This is a genomic window from Microbacterium sp. MMO-35 (assembly GCF_037147555.1).
In the GTDB taxonomy this organism is placed as follows: Bacteria; Actinomycetota; Actinomycetes; order Actinomycetales; family Microbacteriaceae; genus Microbacterium.
The window spans coordinates 19,657-41,859 of sequence record NZ_JBBCVH010000014.1 but is presented as its reverse complement, the minus strand read 5'-3'; the positions used below and the strand labels follow the sequence as shown (position 1 = coordinate 41,859).

Here is a 22,203-nt window from a genome sequence, read left to right as displayed (position 1 = left end):
CGCGGGCGCCGTCCCGGCCGGGCGCGGTCGTCGCCCGTACGGGATGATGGATCCATGTCCTCCGGATCCGTGATCGTCGCCGTCTGCCAGTTCTCGCCCGTGGCGGATCGCTCCGCCAACCGCGAGCGCATCGGCGCGCTCGTCGCAGGCGCGGCGGCGCGCGGGGCGCGGGTGGTCGTGCTGCCGGAGTACTCGAGCTACTTCGTGGACCCGTTCGACGAGACCCTCGCCGCGAACGCGGAGGACCTCGACGGCGAGTTCACCGGTGAGCTGCGCCGCCTCGCCGGGCGGCACGACGTCGTGATCGTCGCGGGGCTGGTGGAGCGCGCGGACGAGGGGCGGATCCGCAACGCGGTCGTCGCGGTGGATGCCACGGGCATCCTGGCGGTCTACCGCAAGCAGCACCTGTACGACGCGTTCGGGCAGACCGAGTCGCGGTGGATCGAGCCGGGCCGGGTCGGGGGAGCGGCGACGTTCGTCGTGGACGCCCTGACGTTCGGGCTGATGACCTGCTACGACCTGCGCTTCCCCGAGGTGGCGCGCACGCTCGTCGACGCCGGGGCCGATGTGCTCGTCATCCCCGCCGAGTGGGTGCGCGGTCCGCTCAAGGAGCACCACTGGACCACTCTCCTCGCGGCGCGGGCGATCGAGAGCACGGCCTACGTCGTCGCGGCCGATCACCCGGTGCCGGTGGGAGTCGGTCATTCCGCGGTCGTCGATCCGCAGGGCGTCGTCGTCGCCGGGGTCGGCACGGGGGAGGGGATCGCGGTCGCCGAGCTCGATCCCGCCGCGGTCGCACGGGTGCGCGAGGTCAACCCCGTGCTGCGATTGCGGCGCTACCGGGTCTCGCCGCGCTGATCGCGGCGCGCGGACTACCGCAGCCCGGCCAGTCGCTCCGACGCCTCGGCGATCACCTCGGGCCGCTTGCACGCGGCGAAACGCACGAGGCCCCGGTAGGCGTCGCGGTGCTCGGGGCGCACGAACGCCGTGAGCGGGATCGCGGCCACGCCGATCCGCTCGGGGAGGGTCCGGCAGAACGCATCCGCATCGGCGCCCCCGATCGCGGTCGCGTCGGCGACGGTGAAGTAGCCGCCGTCAGGGCGGTGCACCTCGAAGCCCGCCGCGGCGAGGCCCTCCGCGAGCAGGTCGTGCTTCGCCCGCAGTCGTTCCGCCGCATCGGTGAAGAACGTCTCGGGCAGGCGCAATCCGACGGCGACCGCCGGCTGGAACGGGCCTCCGTTGACGTAGGTGAGGAACTGCTTGACGCTGAGCACGGCCGTGATGAGCTCGGCCGGCCCGTGGATCCAGCCGATCTTCCATCCGGTGACCGCGAAGGTCTTGCCCGCGGAGGAGATCGTGAGCGTGCGCTCGGCGGCGCCCGGCAGGGTCGCGATCGGCACATGCGGCGCCGTGAACGAGAGGTGCTCGTACACCTCGTCGGTGACGATGATCGCGTCGTGCGCGTGTGCGAGGCGCACGATCTCCGCCCGCGCGGCGTCGTTGAGCACCGCGCCGGTCGGGTTGTGCGGATCGTTCACGAGGATCACGCGGCAGCGATCCGTCACCGTCGCGGCGAGCTCCTCGAGGTCGGGCTGGAAGTCGGGCAGGCGCAGCGGCACGGTGCGCAGCGTCGCGCCGCTCAGCGCCGCGATGGCGGCGTAGGAGTCGTAGTACGGCTCGAACACCACGATCTCGTCGGCGGGCCCGTCCACGAGCGCGAGGAGCGCCGCGGCGATCGCCTCCGTGGCACCCGCCGTGACCAGGACCTCGCGATCCGGATCCACCTCGAGACCGTAGAAACGATGCTGATGCTCGGCGATCGCCTGGAGCAGATCGGGCACGCCGCGCCCCGGAGGGTACTGGTTGGCGCCCTCGAGGATGGCGGTGCGCGCGGCCTCGAGCACTTCCGCGGGCCCGTCCTCGTCGGGGAAGCCCTGCCCGAGGTTGATCGCCCCGGTGCGGGCCGCGAGCGCGGAGATCTCGGCGAAGATGGTGGGGGCGACCTCGCCGGCCTCGGAGAGCAGGCCGGCCCCGGCCGCGGTGCGGCGCCATGCGCCCGGAAGGATTCCCATGGCGCCCAGGGTAACGCCATAGCGGAATCTCCCAGCGGGCATAAGAAAAACACAGAAACGGCCGTCAGTCTGTAAGGGCAAGGTTCGAAGGAGCAGACATGAACGAGCAGACGCCTCACCCCGACGCCGGACACTCCGTGCCCCCGGCGTTCTCGTCCACCCCCGCCGCCGACGCCGCCGCACAGGCCGGCGCGACGGCTCCCACCACTCCCCTCCCGCCCACCGGGATGTACGCGCCGCAGGGGCAGGCCCACCCGGCACAGCCGGGCAACCCCGGTCACCCGGGCGTCCACACCGGCGCCGCCTTCGGCGCGGCCGCGACCCCGACCATCGAGCACAAGGCGAAGAGCGGCGTCGGCGGCGGCAAGATCGCCGCCATCATCATCGCGGCGGCCCTGGTCGGCGGCATCGCCGGCGTCGGCGGCGCGGTCGGCTACGGCTCGCTGACCGCCTCGAGCTCATCGTCCTCGAAGGGCGTGACGGGGCCCAGCACCGTGACCGTGAACAACCCCGAGTCCGTGTCGGAGGCCACGGCGATCGCGGCGAAGGCCGTGCCGTCGGTCGTGACGATCGAGGTCTCGGGATCCAGCGCCGCAGGATCCGGATCCGGCATCGTGCTCGACAAGCAGGGGCACATCCTCACCAATGCGCACGTGGTGACCCTGGACGGCGAGGTCTCCGACCCCGCCATCACGGTGACGACCTCGGACGGCCGCATCCTCGAGGCCACCGTGGTCGGGATCGACGCGACCTACGACATGGCGGTGATCCAGGTCAAGGACGGCTCGAGCCTGACTCCCATGGAGTTCGCCGACTCGTCCAAGCTCAACGTCGGGTCCATGACGGTCGCCGTCGGCGCGCCGCTGGGGCTCTCCAACTCGGTCACGACCGGCATCGTCAGCGCGCTCAACCGCAGCATCCAGATCCAGTCCTCGGCGGCCCCGTCTCAGGGCTCGAGCGGCGACCAGCAGCAGAGCCCGAACCAGGACGGCTCGCAGCAGCCGTTCCAGTTCGACATCCCGGGTCGAGGCTCCGGCTCGCAGAGCTCCGCCGCGACGATCTCGATCTCGGTCATCCAGACCGACGCGGCGATCAACCCCGGCAACTCGGGCGGTGCGCTCGTCGACAGCGACGGCAAGCTCATCGGAGTGAACGTCGCGATCGCGAGCGCCGGATCCTCGTCCTCCTCGTCGGGACAGTCCGGCAACATCGGGGTCGGCTTCGCGATCCCGTCGAACATCGCCAAGCGCATCGCGAACGACATCATCGCCGACGGCAAGGCCACGCACGGCCTGCTGGGTGCGACGGTGCAGGACGCGAGCGCTCAGAAGGGCGCGACGGTCGTCGGCGCGGCGATCGCGTCGGTCACGAACGGGGGCGCCGCGGCGAACGCCGGCATCCAGGCGGGCGACGTCGTCACGGGCTTCAACGGGAACCCGATCACCGACGCCAGCGACCTGACCGCGCAGGTGCGCTCCGTCGCCGGGGGGAGCACGGCCACGCTGACCGTCGTCCGCAACGGTCAGAGCCAGGAGATCAAGGTCACCCTGGGGACCCTCGCCCCGTGAGCCGCCGCTCCTGATCCTTGCGCTGAGGAAGACGCCACCCGCGACACGTCGCGGGTGGCGTCTTCCTCGTCGGGGGCACGGATCCGCGCTGCGGCCGGGACGGCGGTGCTCTCCTTTTCCGCACCGAGTCCCCGGCCGGTAGGCTCGCGGGGTGGCGTCCTTCTCCTTCCGTGCGGGTAACGCCGGCAAGCTGCTGAGGATCCCGCTGTATCTGCTCGGCAGGCTGGGAACCCTCGTCGTCCCTCGGGGGCGGGGCTGGGTGATCGGGTGCGGCGCCGGCATCGGCGACGGCGCCCTCGCCCTCTGGCACGCGGCCGTGGAGAGCGGTCTCGAGCCGCTCTGGCTGACGGGGTCCGAGCGCGAGCGACGCGATGCGGACAAACTCGGCATCAGGTCGATCCCGAAGAGCGGTCTGCGCGGCTGGTGGGCGACCGCCCGGGCCGGAGTGGTCGTGGTCACGCACGGCTTCGGCGACGTCAACCGGTACGCCACCTCGGGTGCGTTCCCACGCCCTCCTGTGATCGTGCAGCTCTGGCACGGCATCCCGCTCAAGCGCGTCGGGCTGGACTCCCCGGCCACCGTGCAGAGCGCGTTCCTGCCGGGCTTCGTCCCGCTGCAGCGCCTGCTCGGGTTCCTGTACCGCGGCCAGACCCGGCGCATCCGGGTGCTCCCCGCCGCATCCGACCGGTCCCGCGGGCGCCTGGAATCGGCGTTCGGCCTCGGCGTCCGGCAGGTTCTCGTCACCGGCGAGCCGCGCGTCGACGTGCTCTCCGCCGGGGATCCGGAGGAACGCCGAGCGCGCGCGATCGCGCGACGGGACACCGCGGTCGGACCGATCGCGGACAGCGTGCGCGTCGTGCTGTACGCGCCCACCTGGCGGGACGGGGCGCCGGACCCCTCGGTCCCGACCGCTGCGGAGTGGGCGGATCTGCTCGGTGTGCTGGAGCGCACCGACAGCGTGCTGCTCGTGCGCTCGCACCCGCTCGGCGAGGGCGACTACAGCCCGCCGGTCCCCACAGACCGCGTGCGGATGATCGGTTCCTCGACCGTCGCGGACATCACGCCTGTGCTGCCCGCGGTCGATGTGCTCGTGACCGACTACTCGTCACTCGCCTATGACGTGGGGCTGCTGTCCATGCCCGTCGTCTATCTCGCCCCGGATCCCGAGGAGTACGCCGCCGCCCGCGGCTTCTACGGGACGTACGCCGAGGTCGCCGGCGGCGACCCTGCGAGCGACTGGGCGGAGGCCGGGGGTCAGCTCGAGGCGACCCTCTCCGACGTCGCAGAGCGCGACCGCCGCGCCGAGCTCTCCCGCGCGCTCAGCGTGCGCATGCACGCCCATCGGGACGGCCGGAACACGGCCCGCGTCCTCGGCGCGATCCTCGCCCGTACCGGCGACGCCACGAGCGCCGCCCGCCCGACCCCCGCAGCGAAGGGAACCCCATGACGAGCCGCGTCACGAGCGTCCGCGTCGACGAGGAGCAGCAGGCGCTGCTGATCGGCGGAGAGGGGACCGCTCCCGCCGAGATCGAGCTCGCCGGCCGCCGTGCCGTCTCCCGGGCCGGCGTCGATGCGGACCGGGACGACCGCGGCTGGAGCGCCGTGCTGCCGCTGCAGGCTGCGCGATGGGGCGGGCCGGTGCTTCCGCTGCCGAGCGGCGACTATGCGCTTCTGCTCGACGGACGCGCGGTCGACGTGCCCGCGCTCGAGACCGTCGTGCTGGCCGGGCTCCGCGTCGGCGCGGACGGCGCCGTGCGCATCGACCCGCCGGTCGACCCGGTGTACGAGACCGCCGAGGGACGGCTCGCCCTGGAGGGGCGCTACGCCGCGCTTCCCGGCGCGGGGGAGAACGCGGTGTTCTTCGAGTCCTTCTACGGGCAGTCCAGCGGCTGCAACCCCGGCGCGATCGACCGCGAGCTCGCGGCGCGCGCCCCAGGAGTGACCCGGTACTGGAGCGTGGTCGACCTCTCGATCCCGGTCCCGGAGGGGGCGATCGCGGTCGTGGAAGGATCGCCGGAGTGGTGGCGGGCGCGTGCCGATGCACGGCTGCTCGTGGTGAACGACTGGCTGCGCCGCCGCTTCGACCGCAAGCCCGGGCAACGCGTGCTCCAGACCTGGCACGGCACGCCCCTCAAGCGTCTCGCCCTGCATCGCCCCGGCCTGCACCCGCGGCGCTGGCTCGCCGTGTTCCGCGAATCGCGACGCTGGGACGCCCTGCTCGCCCAGAACCCGTACGCGGAGCGGGTGCTGCGCAAGGCCTACGCCTTCCTGCAGCGGCCGGTGTGGGTGGACGGCTACCCGCGCAACGATGTGCTCGTCACCGGCGATGCCGCGCGCATCCGCGATGCGCTCGGCATCGGTCCGTCGGAGCGGGTGCTGCTGTACGCGCCGACCTGGCGGGACGACCGGTCGGAGATGGTCGACTTCCTGGATCCGACCGCGCTCGCCGAGGCCGCCGACGCGGTCGTGCTCGTCCGCGGCCACTCCCGCACCATCCGCCCCGGCCGCGACCAGGCCGGATCCCGGGTCATCGACGTCACCGGCTATCCCGACACCGCGGAGCTGCTGCTCGCCGCCGATGCGCTGATCACCGACTACTCGTCGGTGATGTTCGACTTCAGCGCCACCGGCAAGCCCATCTACTTCCTGGTGCCGGATCTCGAGCACTACCGCGGCAAGCTCCGCGGCTTCTACTTCGACCTCCCGGCCCGTGCGCCCGGCCCCCTCGTGCGCACGCAGGAGGAGCTCGTGGCGGCGCTCTCCGACGTGTCGGCGGTCGCGGAGCACGCCGCGTCCTACGTCGCCTGGCAGGCGCAGTTCAACGGCCGCGACGACGGGTCCGCGTCCGCGCGGGTCGTCGACCGGATCCTGGATCTCGGCTGGCTCGACGGCTGAGCCGTCCCGCCCGGGGCCCGCCGAGTGCGGAGGCCGCTCAGGGCAGCGGGGTGTTCCGCGTGCCGAGCCGTGAGGTGTCGACCGTGTCGTGCGCGCCGCGCAGCACGCCCATGAGGAACCCGAGCCCCCAGGAGAGGTGCATCGTCGGCAGCACGGCGAGCGTCCAGATGCGCTCCCGCGGGCTCCGCGGCGGATCGGTCGGGCGCCCCGGAGCCAGCGCCATCGCGATCACGAGCAGCGCATAGGCGACGAGCGGCAGATACACCGCCGACGCGATCACGCCGGCGACGCCCGAGAGGACGCCCGTGAGCTGCAGCACCCCCGTGACCACGGCGAGCGCGAGGAGGACGAGGAGCGCCGGGGGCGCGAAGAAGCGCACGCCGTTGCTGCGCCCGTAGCGGCGTACCAGCTCGCCGCGCCAGGCTCCGGTCGAGCGGAACTGCCGCGCCAGACGGATCCAGCTCTCCCGCGGCCAGTAGGTCACCGCGAGCTGCGGATCGAACCACACCGCGTACCCCGCCTGGCGGATCCGCAGATTGAGCTCCCAGTCCTCGCCGCGGCGGATCGACTCGTCGAACAGGCCGACCTCGTCCAGCACGCTGCGGCGCATGACGCCCAGGTAGGCCGATTCGGCGGCTCCCTCCCTGGTCCCCCCGTGGTAGCTGCCGCCGCCGAGACCGACCGGCGAATTGTACGCGCGGGCCACGGCCGCCTGGAACGGGGTGCGGCCGTCGGCACGCATGACCCCTCCGACGTTCGCGGCGCCGGTTCGCTCCAGCGTCTGGATCGCGCGCCGGGCGTACCCGGGGGAGAGCTCGGAGTGCGCGTCGACCCGGATGATGGTCGGATGCGCGCTGGCGCGGATCGCCGCGTTGAGGCCGACCGGGATGTCGGCGGCCGGGTTGTGCACGATCCGCAGCCGCGGCTCGCGGGCCGCCAGGCGCTCGGCGAGGTCGGTGGTGCCGTCGGAGGACGGGCCGAGCGCGAGCACGAGCTCCGTGGGGCCGTCCACGTCCTGCGCGAGCACCGACTCCACGGCGTGCTCGAGATAGGTGCGCTCGTTCAGCACCGGCATCACGAACGACACGCCCGCGCCGGACAGCGGGGCATCCGCGCCGGGGGAGGACGGGTCGGGGTGGCTCACCCGTCGATCCTTGCACGTCCGGCCTGCAAGACCGGCGGGAGGGCCGTCCGGGCGCGTCGGGCTACCAGCGTCCGCCGTTCTGCCAGTACTGGCCGATGTCCTCGAGCGGGCGCCCCTTGGTCTCGGGAGCCAGCCACACCACGAAGAAGAAGGCGAGGATCGCGATCACCCCGAAGGCGGCGAAGGTGCCCGCGCCGCCGAGGGCGTTGAGCATCGTCAGGAAGAGCGCGCCGACGATGACGTTCGCCACCAGGTCGCTCGTGAGCATCACGCTCGCACCGAGCGAGCGCAGGTGCGCCGGCATCGCCTCGCCGGCGTAGACCCAGACCAGGGAACCGAAACCGAACGTGAAGCCGGCGGTGAAGAGCACGAGTCCGATGAACCCGGCGATCGTGAGGGCGCCGTCGAAGTGGCCGCCCCCGATCGCGAACACGATCACGAGCAGCAGGTTCGCCAGGATCATGGTCCCGATGCCGATCAGCAGCACCGGGCGGCGCCCCATCCGGTCGATCACGAGCAGGGCGATGAAGACCGCGACGAGCCCGGCGACCTGGACCAGGGCGGAGAGTCCCAGCTTCACGATGTCGTCCGTGAACCCCATCGCCTCGAAGATCCGGGGGCTGTAGTAGACGATCGCGTTGATGCCGGTGAGCTGCACGAAGAACCCGAGTCCGACGACGAACAGCGTGGCGCGGAGGAACGGCTTGCGCAGCAGATCGCGCCACGACGCGGTGTGCGCGGAGGCGAAGCCCGCGGTGATCGTCTCGATCTCGGCGTCGACGTCGATCTCGGGGCCCTCGATGCGGGCGAGGGTGGCACGGGCCTCCGAGGTGCGGCCCTTCATGACGTACCAGCGCGCGGTGTCGGGCAGGCGCAGCAGGACCAGGGTGATGACCACACCGGGGATCGCCGCGAGGCCCAGCATCCATCGCCAGCTCTCGGTCGGCGCGAGGGCCATGGCCACGAGGTAGCCGAGGATGATGCCGGAGACGGTGGCGACCTGGTACAGCACGAGGAACGCGCCGCGCGAGCGGGTGGGCGCGGACTCGGCGACGAACACCGGGACGACGACGACCGAGACGCCGATGGTGAGTCCGAGCAGGAAGCGGGCGGCGACCAGCACCCACAGGGCCGGGGCGAGACCGGACAGCAGGGAGAACACGGCGAAGGCCAGGGCGACGGCGACCATGGTCGGCTTACGGCCGATGCGGTTGGCCAGCGCGCCGCCGAAGAGCGCCCCGAGGATCTCGCCGACGACCACCGTGGTGGTGACCCAGGACTGCGCGGCGGGATCGAGGTGGAAGTCCTTGGCCAGATACAGCATCGCCCCGCCGATGTTGGAGGAGTCGTAGCCGTAGATGATGCCCACGGTTGCGGCGGCGACGCCCACGAGCAGCGCCAGCCGTGTGGTGCGGCTGTTGCCGGTCAGTGCAGAGCTCATGATCCCGTCCTCGTTCTCGGCGCTCCCCGGGGAGCGGATTCGAGAGTACCGCGGCGTCCGCGGCGCTCAGACGACGAACCGCCAGACGTACTCCAGGCCGTCTTCCGGGCGGAACCAGGCCAGTGTGACGACCACGTCGTCCACGTCGGTGTCGCACAGGCAGATCTCCATCTGCTCGCCGGGGCGCACCCTTCCCCAGAGCAGGGTGCGCCCCGGATTCGTCGAGGTGCGGGCGAAGGCGCGCACGAAATCGAGGCCGCCGTCGGCGTTGGTCACGACCGGATGCGTGCGATCGCGCCGATCGACGCGCCAGGGCACAGGGTACGAGACGTCGGGGAACCGTGCCGACGGGGGATCGGATGGGCGGGTCATGGCGCCACGATAAGAGCGGGTGCCGACGGCTCGGCGCCGTCGGACGCGGTCGCGACGACGGTTGTGCAGAACTCCTCCGGAAGCGCCGCTGTGCGGACCGCTCAGAGCTCCCGATCCGGCGCCGTCGGATGCAGTTCCGGGCCGGGCGCCTCGGGTGCCGACACCGGCGCGGGGCGGCGTCGCACGACTTCCGCCGCGCGTCGGCCGACCACGCCGACGCCGCGCGCCGCGGATCCGGCCGCTCCGGCGACGGCGGCGCCTGCGAGCTGCGCACCCCGGGCGATCCTGCGCTCGATGCGCTGGGCGCCCTCCTGCGGTTCGAGCTCGGCGGGCAGCGTCTGCGGCGGGAGTCCGAAGGCGCGACGGGAACTGGTCAGCACGCGCCGCCCCAGCACGTGATTGCCCGCGCCGCCGATCACCGCCCCCACGCCGAAGGGAAGCGCCTTGCCGAGGAACGAGGCGCCGCCGACGCCGGCGAACTGCTTGATCAGCATGCTCTTGAGCCGGTCGGCCAGCGGACCCACCGCCGCCCGGGGGAGGGACTTGGTCACGAGCTCGCCCCAGTAGGCGGGACGGCCTGCGCCCTTGCCCGTCGCCTGCCCGGCGAGCTGGCGGATCAGATCCACGCCCTCCTTGCCGAGCATGAGGGTCATCACGAGCGCCCTGGCGCGATCGGGATTCTCCACGGTGATGCCGTGGACCTCGGCGATCGACTGGGCGAACAGCGCCGTCGTCTCGACGAACCCGGCGGTCTCGACGCCGGACAGCGCGAGGGTGACCCCGGTGCCGATGCCGGGGATCACGGCCGTCGCGCCGACCGCGGCTCCTCCGGTCGTCACCGCGGCGAGGTAACGGCGCTCCAGCAGTGTGATGATCTGCGACGGTGTGGCGTCGGGGTGCCGCAGCCGGATGCTGCGGATGTGCGCGAGCACGAGCGGACGCTGCACGGCGAGGACCCGGTCGAGACCGCGGATGTGCATCGGGTGCTCGGAGGATCCCGCCGGAGGCAGCCCGCCGGCCCACGGGGCGTCGTCGGGCAGGGAGTGGATCCGCTGCACGGACTGGTCGCGCTTGCTGCGCTTCGCATCGCTCTTCCCCATGGACCAGAGCCTAGGACGGCTCCGTCTGAAGATCGGCCGTTAACGCGAGCGGGCCCGTGCTCATCGCACGGGCCCGCTCGGAGGGAAGGGGTCAGACGAACAGGTTCGCCCGCTCCAGGTCCTCGGCGAAGTCGACCTCGACCGCGTAGAGGTCGGAGATGTCCATCGGCTCCAGGAGGAGGCCGTTCTCGACGATCGCCAGCTCGAGGCCGCGCTCGAAGTAGTCCTGGTCGTCGACGCGCTGGAGCTGGCGCAGGAACGCCTGCTTGTCGCGCGAGGAGATGTAGTTGATGCCGACGGCCTCGCCGATGCCGCCCTTGACGGTCTTGGAGAGCTCCTTGATGTATCCCTCGGCGTCGACCGTGTACTTGACCTCTTCGTCGCTCACCTTGGCGGTGTTGACGGTGACGAAGGACTGGTCGCGCTCGATGAACGCGATCGCGCGGCCGAGGATGCGCGGGTCGAAGACGACATCGCCGTTCATCCAGAGCACGCCGCTGCGTCCGGTCGCGGAGAGACCGCGCAGGAGGCTCTTGGACGTGTTGGTCTGGTCGTAGCGCTCGTTGTGCACGTAGTTCACATCGGGGAAGGCCTCGATGATCGTCTCGGCGCGGTAGCCGACGATGGTCGTGATGCGCACGTCTTCGCCGAAGGCCGCATGGATGTTGTCGTGCTGCTGCTGCATGATCGAGCGTCCGTCGTTGAGCTCGGTCAGCGGCTTGGGGAGGGAGCGCCCGAGGCGCGAGCCCATCCCGGCAGCCAGAATGATGGTCTGAAGAGTCACAGAAATGCTCCTGTTACGTGTGTTCACGGTCAAGTCACCGATGGGACACTTCCTCGTGCCAGAAGCCATGGTATCGATCCGCCCCGCGCGGGACATGCGGAGGAGGGGCGAGATGCCATTCCGTTATCGAGTGCTCGGTGCATTCCCAGGTTCGTCAGAGGATCCGGTTCCGGCCCCGATCACGTCGGTTCGGGTCGTCGCCCCCGTCCTCGTCGCCGTCGGTTGATACCGTGAAAGGCATGACCGGAGCATCCCATGACCCCCGTGCGCCCAAGGATTCCTCTCCTCCCTCGAGGCCTCGCCGGACCGCCTCCGGCACCTCAAAGGAGACGGCCGCGTAGACCGCGCGCGTGAAGGCCGAAGGGGAGGCCGCTGCCGTGCGCTCGGCCACGGCCAAGCGCACGGCAGCGCGCACGACCGCGGCGCGCACCGCCGCGACGAAGACCGCGAACGAGAAGGCGGCCGCCGCCAAGGCGCAGGCCGCCTCCGAGAACGCCAAGGCGCAGGCGGCCAAGGTCGCGGCGGTCAAGGCCGCGACGCCGGCTCCCGCGCGGACGGCGCGCACGACGACGAAGAAGGCGACGGCCGCGAAGAGTGCGACGGCACCCGCCGCAGCGTCGGGGGGCGCCGCGGACGAAGGTGCCGGCGCTGCGCCGAAGCGGCAAGCCGCGAAGACCTCGACGGCCCGGACCACGGCGGCCAAGGCCACGACACCGCGGACCACGACCGCGAAGAGCACCGCCGCGAAGGCCACGACGGCGAAGACCACGTCCGCGAAGACCACGTCCGCGAAGACCACCGCCGCCGCGAAGAGCGCCGCCGCGGGGGAGAGCACCACCGCGTCGAGGACCGCGGCCGCGAAGCGCACCCCGGCGAAGAGCACCACCCCGAAGGCCACGACTGCCCGGCGGGCGCCACGGAAGGCTCCGACGGCTGCCGCTGCCGCTGCCGCTGCTGCTGCGGCCGCGACCGCGACCGCGGGTGAGGCGCCCACCGCCCCCGCCGAGCCGGCAACGACCGTCGACGAGACGACCACGACCGCGGAGACGATCACCTCCGCGGACGAGGCGACCACCACCGCAGACGAGGTGACCACCACCGCGGAGGAGACGACCACCTCCGCGGACGAGGCGACCTCCTCCGCGGAGGAGGCGGCCCCTGCGGCGGACGAGACCGTCGAGAACCCCTCGCCTGAAGGGAATGCCGCAGGGCATGATGCTTCTGTGGACAGCGATTCTGGGGCGGCTGGGCCGGTGGGGGAAGCCACGTCGAGGGCGGCGGAGGCGACGGCGGACGCAGCGGTGACGGATGCCGAGCAGGCGCCGGTCGCACCGACCGCGCCGGAGAGCACGACGGCATCGGATCCGGCCGTGGCGGACGAGCCGTCCGACCCCGTCGGGATCGGCGCCGAGAGCGCGGCCGCTCCGGCGCCGGCGGCGCCCGAGCCTGATGCTCCGGGCGAAGACGACCGGGTATCGGCGTCGCACGAGGGGCAGGCGCTCGTCGTCCGCGGGCTGGTGAAGCGCTTCGGGGACACCGTCGCGGTCGGCGGCATCGACCTGACCGCCCCCGCGGGATCCTTCTACGGCATCGTCGGCCCCAACGGCGCGGGCAAGACCACCACGCTGTCGATCATCGCGGGGCTCCTGCGCCCGGACGCGGGGACGGTGCTGATCAGCGGCATCGACCAGAGGACCGACAGCGCCGCGGCGAAGAAGGCGCTCGGTGTGCTGCCGGACCGGCTGCGCACCTTCGACCGGCTCACCGGCAGACAGCTGCTGCACTACTACGGGCTGCTGCGCGGCCTCGCCGCCGATGTCGTCGAGAAGCGCGTCGCCGATCTCGCCCGCGCCTTCGATCTGACCGGCGCGCTCAGCCGGGTGGTCTCCGACTACTCCGCCGGCATGACCAAGAAGATCATGCTCGCCGGTGCGATGATCCATTCCCCGCGCGTGCTGGTGCTGGACGAGCCGTTCGAGTCGGTCGACCCGGTGTCGTCCGGCGTCATCCTCGACATCCTCCGTGCGTACGTCGCCCACGGCGGCACGGTCATCCTCTCCAGTCACGGCATGGACCTGATCGAGCAGGTCTGCGAGAGGATCGCGATCATCGTGGGCGGAGAGGTCCTCGCCGAGGGCACCGTCGACGAGGTGCGGGCGGGCCAGACCCTCGAGCAGCGGTTCGTCGAGCTGTCCGGCTCGGCCGGCGAGGTGGAGGGCCTGGAGTGGTTGCACACGTTCTCCGCCTGAGGCTGATGCTCGCGCTCGGCGCCCTGCGCGGCGATCGCAGCCGGGTGGCCAGGACGGTGGCGGCGCTGCTGCTCACCGCCGCGGCGACGGCCGTCGCCGTCATCGCCATCCGCAGCCTGTCGCAGACCTCGGAGGCTGCCGCGCACACGGTGATCGTGCTGGGCAGCTCGGCCGTGGTGCTGGGCTTCTTCGTCGCGCCCATCCTCGCAGGCTCGGTGGATCAGCTGGATCCGCGCCGCTTCGCCGTCTTCGGCGTCGACGAGCGGCGGCTCCCGGCGATCCTCGCGCTCGCCGCCTTGGTCAGCGTGCCGAGCCTGGCCCTGCTGCTGGTCCAGGGGGCGGTGGTCGGGGTCGCGATCTCGTTCGGCGCGCCGTGGGCGGTCGCCGTGCTGTCCGGACTGGTCACACTCGCCACCGCGGTGCTGGCGGCGAGGGCGGGGATGGCGCTCAGTGCTCGACTGCTGCCGGAGCGGCGCTCGCGGGAGCTCACCGCGCTGTTCGCGCTCGCCGTGATCGTGGTGGCCGTGCCGGTGGGCGTGTTCGTCGCCTCCCTCGGCTGGGCCGGCGCGGTTCCGCCGCTCCTGCACTCGGCGGCCGCGGTGCTCGGAATGACGCCCCTCGGCGCTTCCGCGGCCTTCCCGTTCCTGGTCACCGCAGGGCAGACCGGCGCCGCCTGGGTGGCCGGGGTCGTCGCCGTGCTGAGCGTCGTGGGTGTCGCGGCAGGCTGGCTCGCGCTCGTGCACCGTGCCCTGACCACCCGGGAGCGGCCCACTGCGGTGCGCGAGCGACCCGGCCTCGGCTGGTTCGCTCTGCTGCCGTCGAACGCGTTCGGCGCCGTGGCGGCACGGAGCCTCGTGTACTGGCTGCGTGATCGCCGCTACATCATCAACGTCGTGATCGTGCCCGTCGCCGGAGTGCTCACCGCCGTGCCGCTGCTCGTCGCGGGTGTGCCGATCTCGGTCGCCGCGGCACTGCCGGTCGCGGTGATGGCCCTGTTCTTCGGATGGCTGCCGCACAACGACGTCGCCTACGACTCCACGGCGTTCTGGATCCACGTCGCCAGCGGCGTCCGCGGGGTGCCCGATCGACTCGGACGCCTCGTTCCGGTCGTGCTCATCGCCGTCCCGACGCTCGCGGTGGCGATCCCGGTCACCCTCGCGGTGATCGGACGCTGGTCGCTGCTCCCGGTGCTCATCGGCGTGGTCACGAGCCTGCTGCTGACCGGCCTCGGTATCTCCAGCGTGGTCTCGGCGGTGGCGCCGTACGGCGTGTCCCGTCCCGGCGACAGCCCGTTCCAGCAGCCGCAGCGCTCGCGCGGCGGCGCGCTGGGCCAGGCCGGGGCCCTGATCGGAGCCGTGGTGCTGAGCCTGCCCACCCTTCTGCTGGCGTGGCACGCGCTCACCGACGACACGGCGTCGACGGCGCCGGCGCTGTGGACCGGGCTGGTCACCGGCGTGCTGGTCTTCGCCGCGGGCGTCCGCACGGGCGCCTGGGCGTTCGATCGACGCGGTGCCGAGCTGATGGAGTTCGTCGAGACGGTCTGAGCGGATCACGGATCCTCGATCGCGCGGCGCCCGAGCGGCGCCGCGCGATTAGACTCGCCGTCATGAGTACCCCGCTGGACGCCCCGGATCAGGGCGGCGTCGCCACCCTCGATCGCGAACTCGAGCAGCTCCTCAACGAGGAGCTCCAGGAGCCGGGAGACCACGAGCGGTTCTCCCACTACGTGAAGAAGGAGAAGATCCTCGAGTCCGCTCTGACCGGCAAGCCCGTGCGGGCCCTGTGCGGAAAGAAATGGACCCCGGGTCGTGATCCGGAGAAGTTCCCCGTGTGCCCCACCTGCAAGGAGATCTACGAGTCGATGGTCGGCTGACGACCTTTCGACGCGTCGCTCCGCCTCTCGATCGGGAAACGCCCGGGTCTAGCGGACGTCCTCGAAGACGGTGGGGATCGCCGGATCCGACTTGCTGAGCGCGAGGGCGCGCACCGGCAGTTCCTCCCGCACCCGGAGGTGGTGCTCGCGGGCCGCGACGGTGCCGGCGGGTCCCTCGAACGCGGTGTCGATCTCGCCGCCCTCGACGAGGGTGACCTGCAGCGGACGCCCGTCGGGGTGGTCCTGCGCACCCAGCTCTTCGAAGCCGTCGGCCACGAGCACGGTCTCGGACTGCGCGACCCCGTCGGCCAGCACCCGGAACGCGGCCTTGCGCCCGCCCTTCGAGGCCTTGTCCGCCGAAGCCTTGGCCACCGCGACCCAGCCTCCGTCCGCGCCCTGGCGGGCGACGAGCTTGTAGACCATGCTCGCGGTGGGGTAGCCGGAGCCGGTGACGACCGAGGTCCCGACCCCGTAGGCGTCCACCGGCGACGCGGCGAGGGCAGCGATCGCGTATTCGTCCAGATCGCTGGTCACGGTGATCCGCGTGCCGGTCGCGCCGAGCTCGTCGAGCTGCGCGCGCACCTCGGCCGCCATGATCGGCAGGTCGCCGGAGTCGATGCGCACCCCGCCCAGCTCCGTGCCCGCCACGCGGATGGCCGTCTCGACGCCCTGCCGGATGTCGTAGGTGTCGACGAGCAGCGTCGTGCCGGTGCCGAGCGCGGCGATCTGGGCGCGGAAGGCGTCCTCCTCGCTGTCGTGCAGCAGGGTCCACGAGTGCGCCGCGGTGCCCATCGTGGGGATGCCCCAGGTGCGCCCCGCCTCGAGGTTGCTGGTGGCGCCGAAGCCCGCGATGAACGCGGCCCGAGCGGCCGCGATGGCCGAGTCCTCCGCGGCGCGCCGGGACCCCATTTCGGCCAGCGGGCGCTCTCCGGCGGCGATGCTCATCCGCGAGGCCGCGGTCGCGACGGCCGAGTCGTGGTTCAGCACGCTCAGCGCCAGGGTCTCCAGGATCACGGCGTCGGCGAAGGTGCCCTCGACGGTGAGGATCGGGGATCCGGGGAAGTACAGCTCGCCCTCGCGGTAGCCGCGGATCGTGCCGGAGAAGCGATAGCCCTCGAGGTAGCGGAGCGCCTCCGCGTCCACGACCTTCGCGTCACGGAGGTAGCGCAGCTCCTCGTCGCCGAACCGGAAGTCGCGAAGCAGGGAGAGCAGGCGCCCGGTGCCGGCCACCACTCCGAAGCGGCGTCCGCCGGACAGACGCCGGGAGAACAGCTCGAACACGCTCTGCCGCGAGGCGGTGCCGTCGCGCAGCGCCGCCTCCAGCATCGTGAGCTCGTAGCGATCGGTCTTGAGGGCGCTGGACGCGGTCATGGCGATCAGCATACGGGCGCGGGGCGCGACCTGCGCGTGGGGACGCGTGCGCCGACTAGGCTGGATCATCATGAACGACGCGCCGATCGGGATCTTCGACTCCGGAGTCGGCGGCCTCACCGTGGCGCGCGCGATCCGCGCGCAGCTGCCCCGGGAGTCCTTCGTCTACATCGGCGACACGGCCCATTCGCCGTACGGGCCGAAGCCCATCGCCGACGTGCGCCGCTACTCGCTCGAAGTGCTCGACACCCTTGTCGACCAGGGCGTGAAGATGCTCGTGATCGCGTGCAACACCGCCTCCTCGGCGATGCTGCGCGACGCCCGCGAGCGCTACGACGTGCCCGTCGTCGAGGTGATCGGCCCGGCCGTCCGCCGGGCGATCTCGACCACGCGCAACGGCCGGATCGGCGTGATCGGCACGATCGGCACGATCGGATCCCGCGCGTATCAGGACATGCTCGAGGTGAATGAGAACCTCGCCGTGTTCACGGCGGCATGCCCGCGCTTCGTCGAGTTCGTCGAGGCGGGGATCACGGACACCCCCGAGGTGCTCCGGGTCGCCGAGGAGTACCTGGCGCCGTTGCGCGATGCGGAGGTCGACACGCTCGTGCTGGGCTGCACGCACTATCCGTTCCTGCGCGGCGCGATCGGCTACGTCATGGGGGAGGGCGTCTCGCTCGTCTCCAGCGACGACGAGACCGCCGGCGACGTGTACCGGCAGCTCGTCCGCGGCGACCTGCTCGCCTCGCCCGATGCCCGCCCGCGCTACGTGTACGAGGCGACCGGCGCCTCGGCCGACGACTTCACCGCCCTCGCCAACCGCCTGATGGGCCAGGAGGTGCGCGGCGTGCGGCTGGTGCAGACCGGCGTCATCGACCTTCCCCACCTCAAGGAGATCCCATGACCGAGTCCACCGTCCGCGCCGATGGCCGCACCGTCGACCAGCTCCGCCCGATCACGATCGAGCGCGGCTGGAGCGCCCAGGCCGAGGGATCCGCCCTCATCAGCTTCGGGAACACCAAGGTGCTGTGCACGGCGTCGTTCACCAACGGCGTGCCGCGCTGGCTGACCGGCAAGGGCAAGGGCTGGGTCACGGCCGAGTACGCGATGCTGCCGCGGGCCACCAACGACCGCAACGACCGCGAGAGCGTCAAGGGCCGCATCGGCGGACGCACGCACGAGATCTCCCGCCTGATCGGCCGGGCCCTGCGCGCCGTGGTCGACACCAAGGCGCTCGGCGAGAACACCATCGTGATCGACTGCGACGTCCTGCAGGCCGACGGCGGCACCCGGACCGCGGCGATCACCGGGGCGTACGTCGCCCTGGCCGACGCGATCGAGTGGGGTCGGCGCAAGAAGTTCATCGGGCAGAAGGCCCAGGTGCTGCACGACTCCGTCGCGGCGGTCTCGGTCGGCATCATCGACGGCGAGCCCATGCTCGATCTGGCCTACGTCGAGGACGTGCGCGCCGAGACCGACATGAACGTCGTCGTCACCGGACGCGGTCTCTTCGTCGAGGTGCAGGGGACCGCCGAGGGCGCCCCCTTCGACAAGCGCGAGCTCGACGCCCTGCTCGAGCTCGGCGTGAACGGCTGCGCCGACCTGCGCGACCGCCAGGTGGCGACCCTCGCGGAGGAGCGGGCGTGAGGATCGTCCTCGCGACGCACAACGCGCACAAGGTCGCCGAGTTCGGCCAGATCGTGGCCGCGACCCGGCCCGATCTCGAGGTCGTGGGCTACGACGGACCGGAGCCCGTCGAGGACGGCGTGACCTTCGAGCAGAACGCGCTCATCAAGGCGCGCGCCGCGGCCGCGCACACGGGACTCCCGGCGCTCGCCGATGACTCGGGGATCGCGGTGGACGTGCTGGGCGGATCGCCCGGGGTGTTCTCCGCGTACTGGGCGGGGCAGAAGAAGGACGACGTCGCGAACCGGGAGCTCCTCCTGGACCAGCTCCGGGACATCGCGGATCCGCACCGAGCCGCCCGCTACGTCAGCGTCATCGCGCTCGCCCTGCCCGACCTGCGGGAATGGACCGTCCGCGGCGAGTGGCCGGGCCGGCTCGCGCACGCCCCCGCCGGCGAGGGCGGATTCGGCTACGACCCGGTGTTCGTGCCCGAGGGGCAGTCCGATCCCGAGCGCACGGTCGGGGAGTTCACCTCCGACGAGAAGCAGGCGCAGTCGCATCGCGCGCGCGCCTTCGTGGCGCTCGTGCCGCTGCTCGCCGAGCTCTGAGCCCGGCGGTCGCGGCCCGGCAGGGCCGCGTCGGTCGCTAGTGAGAATCATCCCCATTCCCGACTAGGCGAAAACGCCTCCGACCGGGGGATCTCGGCTCTACCCTGGAGGCATGCACGATCACGCCCCCGCCTCCGGGATCCGCTCCGCAGGTCACCGTCGCCTGCTCGCGATCTCCCTCACGCTGACCAGCACGATCATGCTGGTGCAGGTGGTCGGGGCGATCCTCAGCGGGTCGCTGGCACTGCTCGCCGACGCGGCGCACATGTTCACCGACGCATCCGCCCTCGTCATCGCGCTCATCGCGAGCGCGGTCGCCGCCCGTCCCGCCGACGACCGGCGCACCTTCGGATACCAGCGCGCCGAGGTCTTCGGAGCGCTCGTCAACGCGATCATCCTCATCCTGCTCTCTGCCTGGGTGGCGTTCGAGGGCGTCTCGCGGCTGCTGCATCCGTCCGAGGTCGAGGTCGCCGGTCCCCTCATGCTGACCGTCGCCGCCGTCGGGCTCGTGGCGAACGGCGTCTCGATGTGGCTGCTCAGCGCCGCGCAGCGCACGAGCATCAACGTGCGCGGCGCGTACCTGGAGGTCATGGGGGATCTGATCGGCTCCGCGATGGTGATCGTCGCCGCGATCGTCATCATCACCACGGGCTGGATGCCCGCCGACGCCATCGCTTCGCTCATCATCGCCGCGATGATCATCCCGCGGGCGGTCTCGCTGCTGCGCGAGGTGTTCTCGGTGCTCGCCGAGTCGGCGCCGAAGGGCACCGCGGTGAGCGAGATCCGTCAGCACCTTCTCGACTACCCCGGTGTGACCGGCGTGCATGACGTGCACGTGTGGCAGCTCACCCGCGGGGCGCCCGTGTTCACCGCGCACGTGTCCGTGCAGCCCGCGGCACTCGCCGACGGGGGCGCGTCGGGTCTGCTCGCGCAGTTGCAGTCCTGCCTCGCGGATCATTTCGACGTGGAGCACTCCACGTTCCAGATCGAGCCGGACGCCTCGGGATCCGGCAGCGCCGGCGACTGCGAGGCCGTGCACGCCTGAGGGCTTCGCAGGGTCTCAGCCCTCCACGACCACCTCGTCCGGGCGCTTGTCGGGCCGCAGTCCGCGCCATCGCGCGTGCCGCAGCACGCCGTCGTCGGTCCAGTTCGCGAACTCCACCTCTCCGACGAGCTCGGGGCGCACCCAGAGCGCGTCCGAGGCGTCGGCGACCGGCACGCCGTCCACGGCAGGCGCGGAGGAGCGGAGCGGTTCCAGCCGTGCGCCGAGGTCGTGCAGCGCCCGGTCGGTGAAGCCGGTCCCGACGCGTCCGACGTAGCGCAGCCCCGACGGCAGCGCGGGCTCGGGGATGGCGAGCAGCAGCGACCCGATGCGCCCCGCGCGGTCGCCCTTGCCGGGCCGGATCCCCACGATCACCGCCTCCTGGGTGCGGGTGAGCTTGAGCTTCTGCCACCGCGGGGAACGGCCGCCGGGAAGATACCCGGAGGCGGGATCCTTCACCACCACTCCTTCGAGGTCGAGCGCGGCGCTGGTCGCGAGGGCGGCGTCCACATCGTCGAAGACGGGCGGCACGATCACCGGTGCGGGGAGGTCCGTCGCGATCTGCTCCAGCAGCTCCCGGCGATCCCGCAAAGGCAGACGGGTCAGGTCGTGGCCCTCGAGGCGCAGCAGGTCGAACAGGTGGTAGCGCACCGGGGTGCGGACGACCTCGCGCTCGATCTCGCGCGCCCGGGTCAGGTGCATCCGATCCTGCAGGCGGTGGAAGCTGGGCCGGCCCGCCGCGTCGAACGCCACGATCTCGCCGTCGACCACGGCCTCCCCGACAGGGAAGCCCGGTGCGCCGTCGGCGGTGAGCTCGGGATAGCGGTCCGTGATGTCGGTGCCGCTGCGGGCCCGGAGCCGGAAGCGGCCCCCCGACCAGGTGCCGATCGCGCGGATCCCGTCCCACTTGATCTCGGCCCAGCCGAGCCCGCGCGCCGTGCCGGGCGTGCCGTGCTCCGCGAGCATGGGGGAGTAGACGGGGACGGGGGTGTCCGGCGTCTCCGCCTCGGGAGCGTCGAGGCGTGGGGGCGTGCTGCGGGTGCGAGCGGGGCCGGACTCCCCGGCGTCCGATGCCCCGGAACGGGGCGTCGCGGCCCGGGTCGAGACCGCGGACCGCATCGGAGCCGCGGTCGTGATCGCGGCGAACGGATCGAGCCCGCGCTCGGCCCGCTCCAGCACCTCGTCGAACCGCAGCTGGCGGAGGTCCGGATCCTGCAACTCCTCCCAGGTGCGCGGGGCCGCGACCCAGGGCTGGGGGCGGCCGCGCAGCGAATAGGGCGCGATCGTCGTCTTCTTGCCGTTGTTCTGGCTCCAGTCGAGGAAGACCTTCCCTGCGCGCAGGGTCTTGGTCATGACGCTCGTGACGAGGTCGGGCCGATCGGTCTCGATCGCCCGCGCCAGGGCGTGCGCGAAGGCGGAGATCTCGTCGCTCGTGCGGTCGCCGGGAAGCGGCGCGTACAGGTGGATGCCCTTGCTGCCGCTCGTCACGGGCACCGCGTCCATGCTCATCCCGTCCAGGATCCCGCGGGCGAGGAAGGCGACCTCCGCGCACTGCGCCAGCGTCACGCCGGGGCCCGGATCCAGGTCGAGCACGAGCCGATCGGGATTGCCCCGGCCTCCGTCGGGGGCGAAGCGCCACTGCGGGATGTGCAGCTCGATCGCGGCGACCTGGGCCATCCAGACGAGGGTCGCGACCTCGTCGACGAGCGGGTAGTCCTTGGCGCCGCCGGAGTGCGGGATCTCCTGGCGGCGGATCCACCCGGGGGCGCCCGGTTCGAGTTGCTTCGCGAAGAACGAGCCCTGCGGATCCGCCTCGGTGCCGACGCCCTCGACCCAGCGCTTGCGCGTGACGGGGCGTCCCTCGACGACCGGCAGCAGCAGCGGGGCGATCCGCGCGTAGTAGTCGATGACCTCGCCCTTGGTGGTGCCGGTCTCGGGATAGACGACCTTGTCGAGGTTCGTGACGCGCAGCTTTCGCTCGCCGATGCGCACGAACTGCGGGCCCTCTGCCATGCCGTCAGGCTATCCCGCCCCCGTGCGCGTGGTGTGTACTGGTGC

General features: G+C 72.1%; 19 protein-coding genes. 11 read left to right on the top strand and 8 right to left on the bottom strand.

Features of this window, described 5'->3' with window-relative positions:
• Nucleotides 1–54: 54 nt before the first annotated feature.
• Nucleotides 55–858: a carbon-nitrogen hydrolase family protein gene (locus WFJ01_RS18135; protein WP_336629918.1), complete on the top strand. Its 804-nt coding sequence runs from the start codon at nt 55–57 to the stop codon at nt 856–858.
• A 14-nt stretch (nt 859–872) separates the two neighbouring features.
• Here WFJ01_RS18135 and WFJ01_RS18130 read toward each other — a convergent pair whose 3' ends face one another.
• A complete protein-coding gene (locus WFJ01_RS18130; RefSeq protein WP_336629917.1) occupies nt 873–2,072 on the bottom strand; it encodes an aminotransferase class I/II-fold pyridoxal phosphate-dependent enzyme in 1,200 nt (399 codons plus the stop codon).
• A 98-nt stretch (nt 2,073–2,170) separates the two neighbouring features.
• Between WFJ01_RS18130 and WFJ01_RS18125 the strand changes: the two genes are divergently transcribed.
• The 3 genes from WFJ01_RS18125 to WFJ01_RS18115 all read left to right on the top strand — a co-directional run bounded on the left by WFJ01_RS18125 (nt 2,171) and on the right by WFJ01_RS18115 (nt 6,535).
• Complete coding sequence (locus WFJ01_RS18125) at nt 2,171–3,640, top strand: S1C family serine protease (RefSeq protein WP_251447089.1); 1,470 nt, start codon at nt 2,171–2,173, stop codon at nt 3,638–3,640.
• 151 nt (nt 3,641–3,791) lie between these two features.
• Nucleotides 3,792–5,087: a CDP-glycerol glycerophosphotransferase family protein gene (locus WFJ01_RS18120; protein ID WP_336629916.1), complete on the top strand. Its 1,296-nt coding sequence runs from the start codon at nt 3,792–3,794 to the stop codon at nt 5,085–5,087.
• The gene (locus tag WFJ01_RS18115) at nt 5,084–6,535 is read left to right on the top strand and encodes a CDP-glycerol glycerophosphotransferase family protein (protein ID WP_295034221.1); all 1,452 of its coding nucleotides are present in this window, start codon (nt 5,084–5,086) and stop codon (nt 6,533–6,535) included. Before WFJ01_RS18120 ends, WFJ01_RS18115 begins: the two co-directional genes overlap by 4 nt.
• Nucleotides 6,536–6,572: 37 nt before the next feature.
• Here WFJ01_RS18115 and WFJ01_RS18110 read toward each other — a convergent pair whose 3' ends face one another.
• The 5 genes from WFJ01_RS18110 to WFJ01_RS18090 all read right to left on the bottom strand — a co-directional run bounded on the left by WFJ01_RS18110 (nt 6,573) and on the right by WFJ01_RS18090 (nt 11,376).
• Nucleotides 6,573–7,610, bottom strand: coding sequence for a glycosyltransferase family 2 protein (locus WFJ01_RS18110; protein WP_251447282.1), 1,038 nt, complete (start codon nt 7,608–7,610; stop codon nt 6,573–6,575).
• A 130-nt stretch (nt 7,611–7,740) separates the two neighbouring features.
• Nucleotides 7,741–9,120, bottom strand: coding sequence for a sugar porter family MFS transporter (locus tag WFJ01_RS18105; RefSeq protein ID WP_292888632.1), 1,380 nt, complete (start codon nt 9,118–9,120; stop codon nt 7,741–7,743).
• Between the two features lie 66 nt (nt 9,121–9,186).
• A complete protein-coding gene (locus WFJ01_RS18100) occupies nt 9,187–9,492 on the bottom strand; it encodes a hypothetical protein (protein ID WP_251447098.1) in 306 nt (101 codons plus the stop codon).
• Nucleotides 9,493–9,593: 101 nt separating this feature from the next.
• Nucleotides 9,594–10,592, bottom strand: a complete 999-nt coding sequence (locus WFJ01_RS18095) for a hypothetical protein (protein ID WP_251447100.1) — start codon at nt 10,590–10,592, stop codon at nt 9,594–9,596.
• A 91-nt stretch (nt 10,593–10,683) separates the two neighbouring features.
• On the bottom strand, nt 10,684–11,376 hold the full coding sequence (locus WFJ01_RS18090; RefSeq protein ID WP_292888629.1) for a phosphocholine cytidylyltransferase family protein: 693 nt from the start codon (nt 11,374–11,376) through the stop codon (nt 10,684–10,686).
• Between the two features lie 350 nt (nt 11,377–11,726).
• On the opposite strand from WFJ01_RS18090, the gene WFJ01_RS18085 reads away from it, so the two are divergent.
• The 3 genes from WFJ01_RS18085 to WFJ01_RS18075 all read left to right on the top strand — a co-directional run bounded on the left by WFJ01_RS18085 (nt 11,727) and on the right by WFJ01_RS18075 (nt 15,498).
• Nucleotides 11,727–13,625 (top strand): ABC transporter ATP-binding protein, encoded by a 1,899-nt coding sequence (locus WFJ01_RS18085; protein ID WP_336629915.1) that lies wholly within the window; start codon nt 11,727–11,729, stop codon nt 13,623–13,625.
• The gene (locus WFJ01_RS18080; protein WP_336629914.1) at nt 13,601–15,169 is read left to right on the top strand and encodes a hypothetical protein; all 1,569 of its coding nucleotides are present in this window, start codon (nt 13,601–13,603) and stop codon (nt 15,167–15,169) included. The genes WFJ01_RS18085 and WFJ01_RS18080 overlap by 25 nt, the downstream gene beginning before the upstream one ends.
• Nucleotides 15,170–15,231: 62 nt before the next feature.
• The gene (locus WFJ01_RS18075) at nt 15,232–15,498 is read left to right on the top strand and encodes a DUF3039 domain-containing protein (protein WP_045272272.1); all 267 of its coding nucleotides are present in this window, start codon (nt 15,232–15,234) and stop codon (nt 15,496–15,498) included.
• 48 nt (nt 15,499–15,546) lie between these two features.
• Here the strand turns inward: WFJ01_RS18075 and WFJ01_RS18070 are convergent, their stop codons facing one another.
• Nucleotides 15,547–16,869, bottom strand: coding sequence for a nicotinate phosphoribosyltransferase (locus WFJ01_RS18070; protein WP_336629913.1), 1,323 nt, complete (start codon nt 16,867–16,869; stop codon nt 15,547–15,549).
• A 70-nt stretch (nt 16,870–16,939) separates the two neighbouring features.
• Between WFJ01_RS18070 and murI the strand changes: the two genes are divergently transcribed.
• From murI to WFJ01_RS18050, 4 genes are all read left to right on the top strand, one after another.
• A complete protein-coding gene (murI, locus tag WFJ01_RS18065) occupies nt 16,940–17,773 on the top strand; it encodes a glutamate racemase (protein ID WP_292888621.1) in 834 nt (277 codons plus the stop codon).
• The gene (gene rph / locus WFJ01_RS18060; protein ID WP_251447115.1) at nt 17,770–18,516 is read left to right on the top strand and encodes a ribonuclease PH; all 747 of its coding nucleotides are present in this window, start codon (nt 17,770–17,772) and stop codon (nt 18,514–18,516) included. The genes murI and rph overlap by 4 nt, the downstream gene beginning before the upstream one ends.
• On the top strand, nt 18,513–19,103 hold the full coding sequence (gene rdgB / locus WFJ01_RS18055) for an RdgB/HAM1 family non-canonical purine NTP pyrophosphatase (protein ID WP_336629912.1): 591 nt from the start codon (nt 18,513–18,515) through the stop codon (nt 19,101–19,103). The genes rph and rdgB overlap by 4 nt, the downstream gene beginning before the upstream one ends.
• A 112-nt stretch (nt 19,104–19,215) precedes the next feature.
• Nucleotides 19,216–20,148 carry a cation diffusion facilitator family transporter gene (locus WFJ01_RS18050; protein WP_292888617.1) on the top strand — a complete coding sequence of 311 codons (933 nt, stop codon included), beginning with the start codon at nt 19,216–19,218 and terminating at the stop codon, nt 20,146–20,148.
• 15 nt (nt 20,149–20,163) lie between these two features.
• On the opposite strand, the gene ligD is transcribed toward WFJ01_RS18050, so the two are convergent.
• Entirely contained in the window at nt 20,164–22,158 is a 1,995-nt protein-coding gene (gene ligD, locus WFJ01_RS18045; RefSeq protein ID WP_336629911.1) for a non-homologous end-joining DNA ligase, read from the bottom strand.
• Nucleotides 22,159–22,203: the final 45 nt, after the last annotated feature.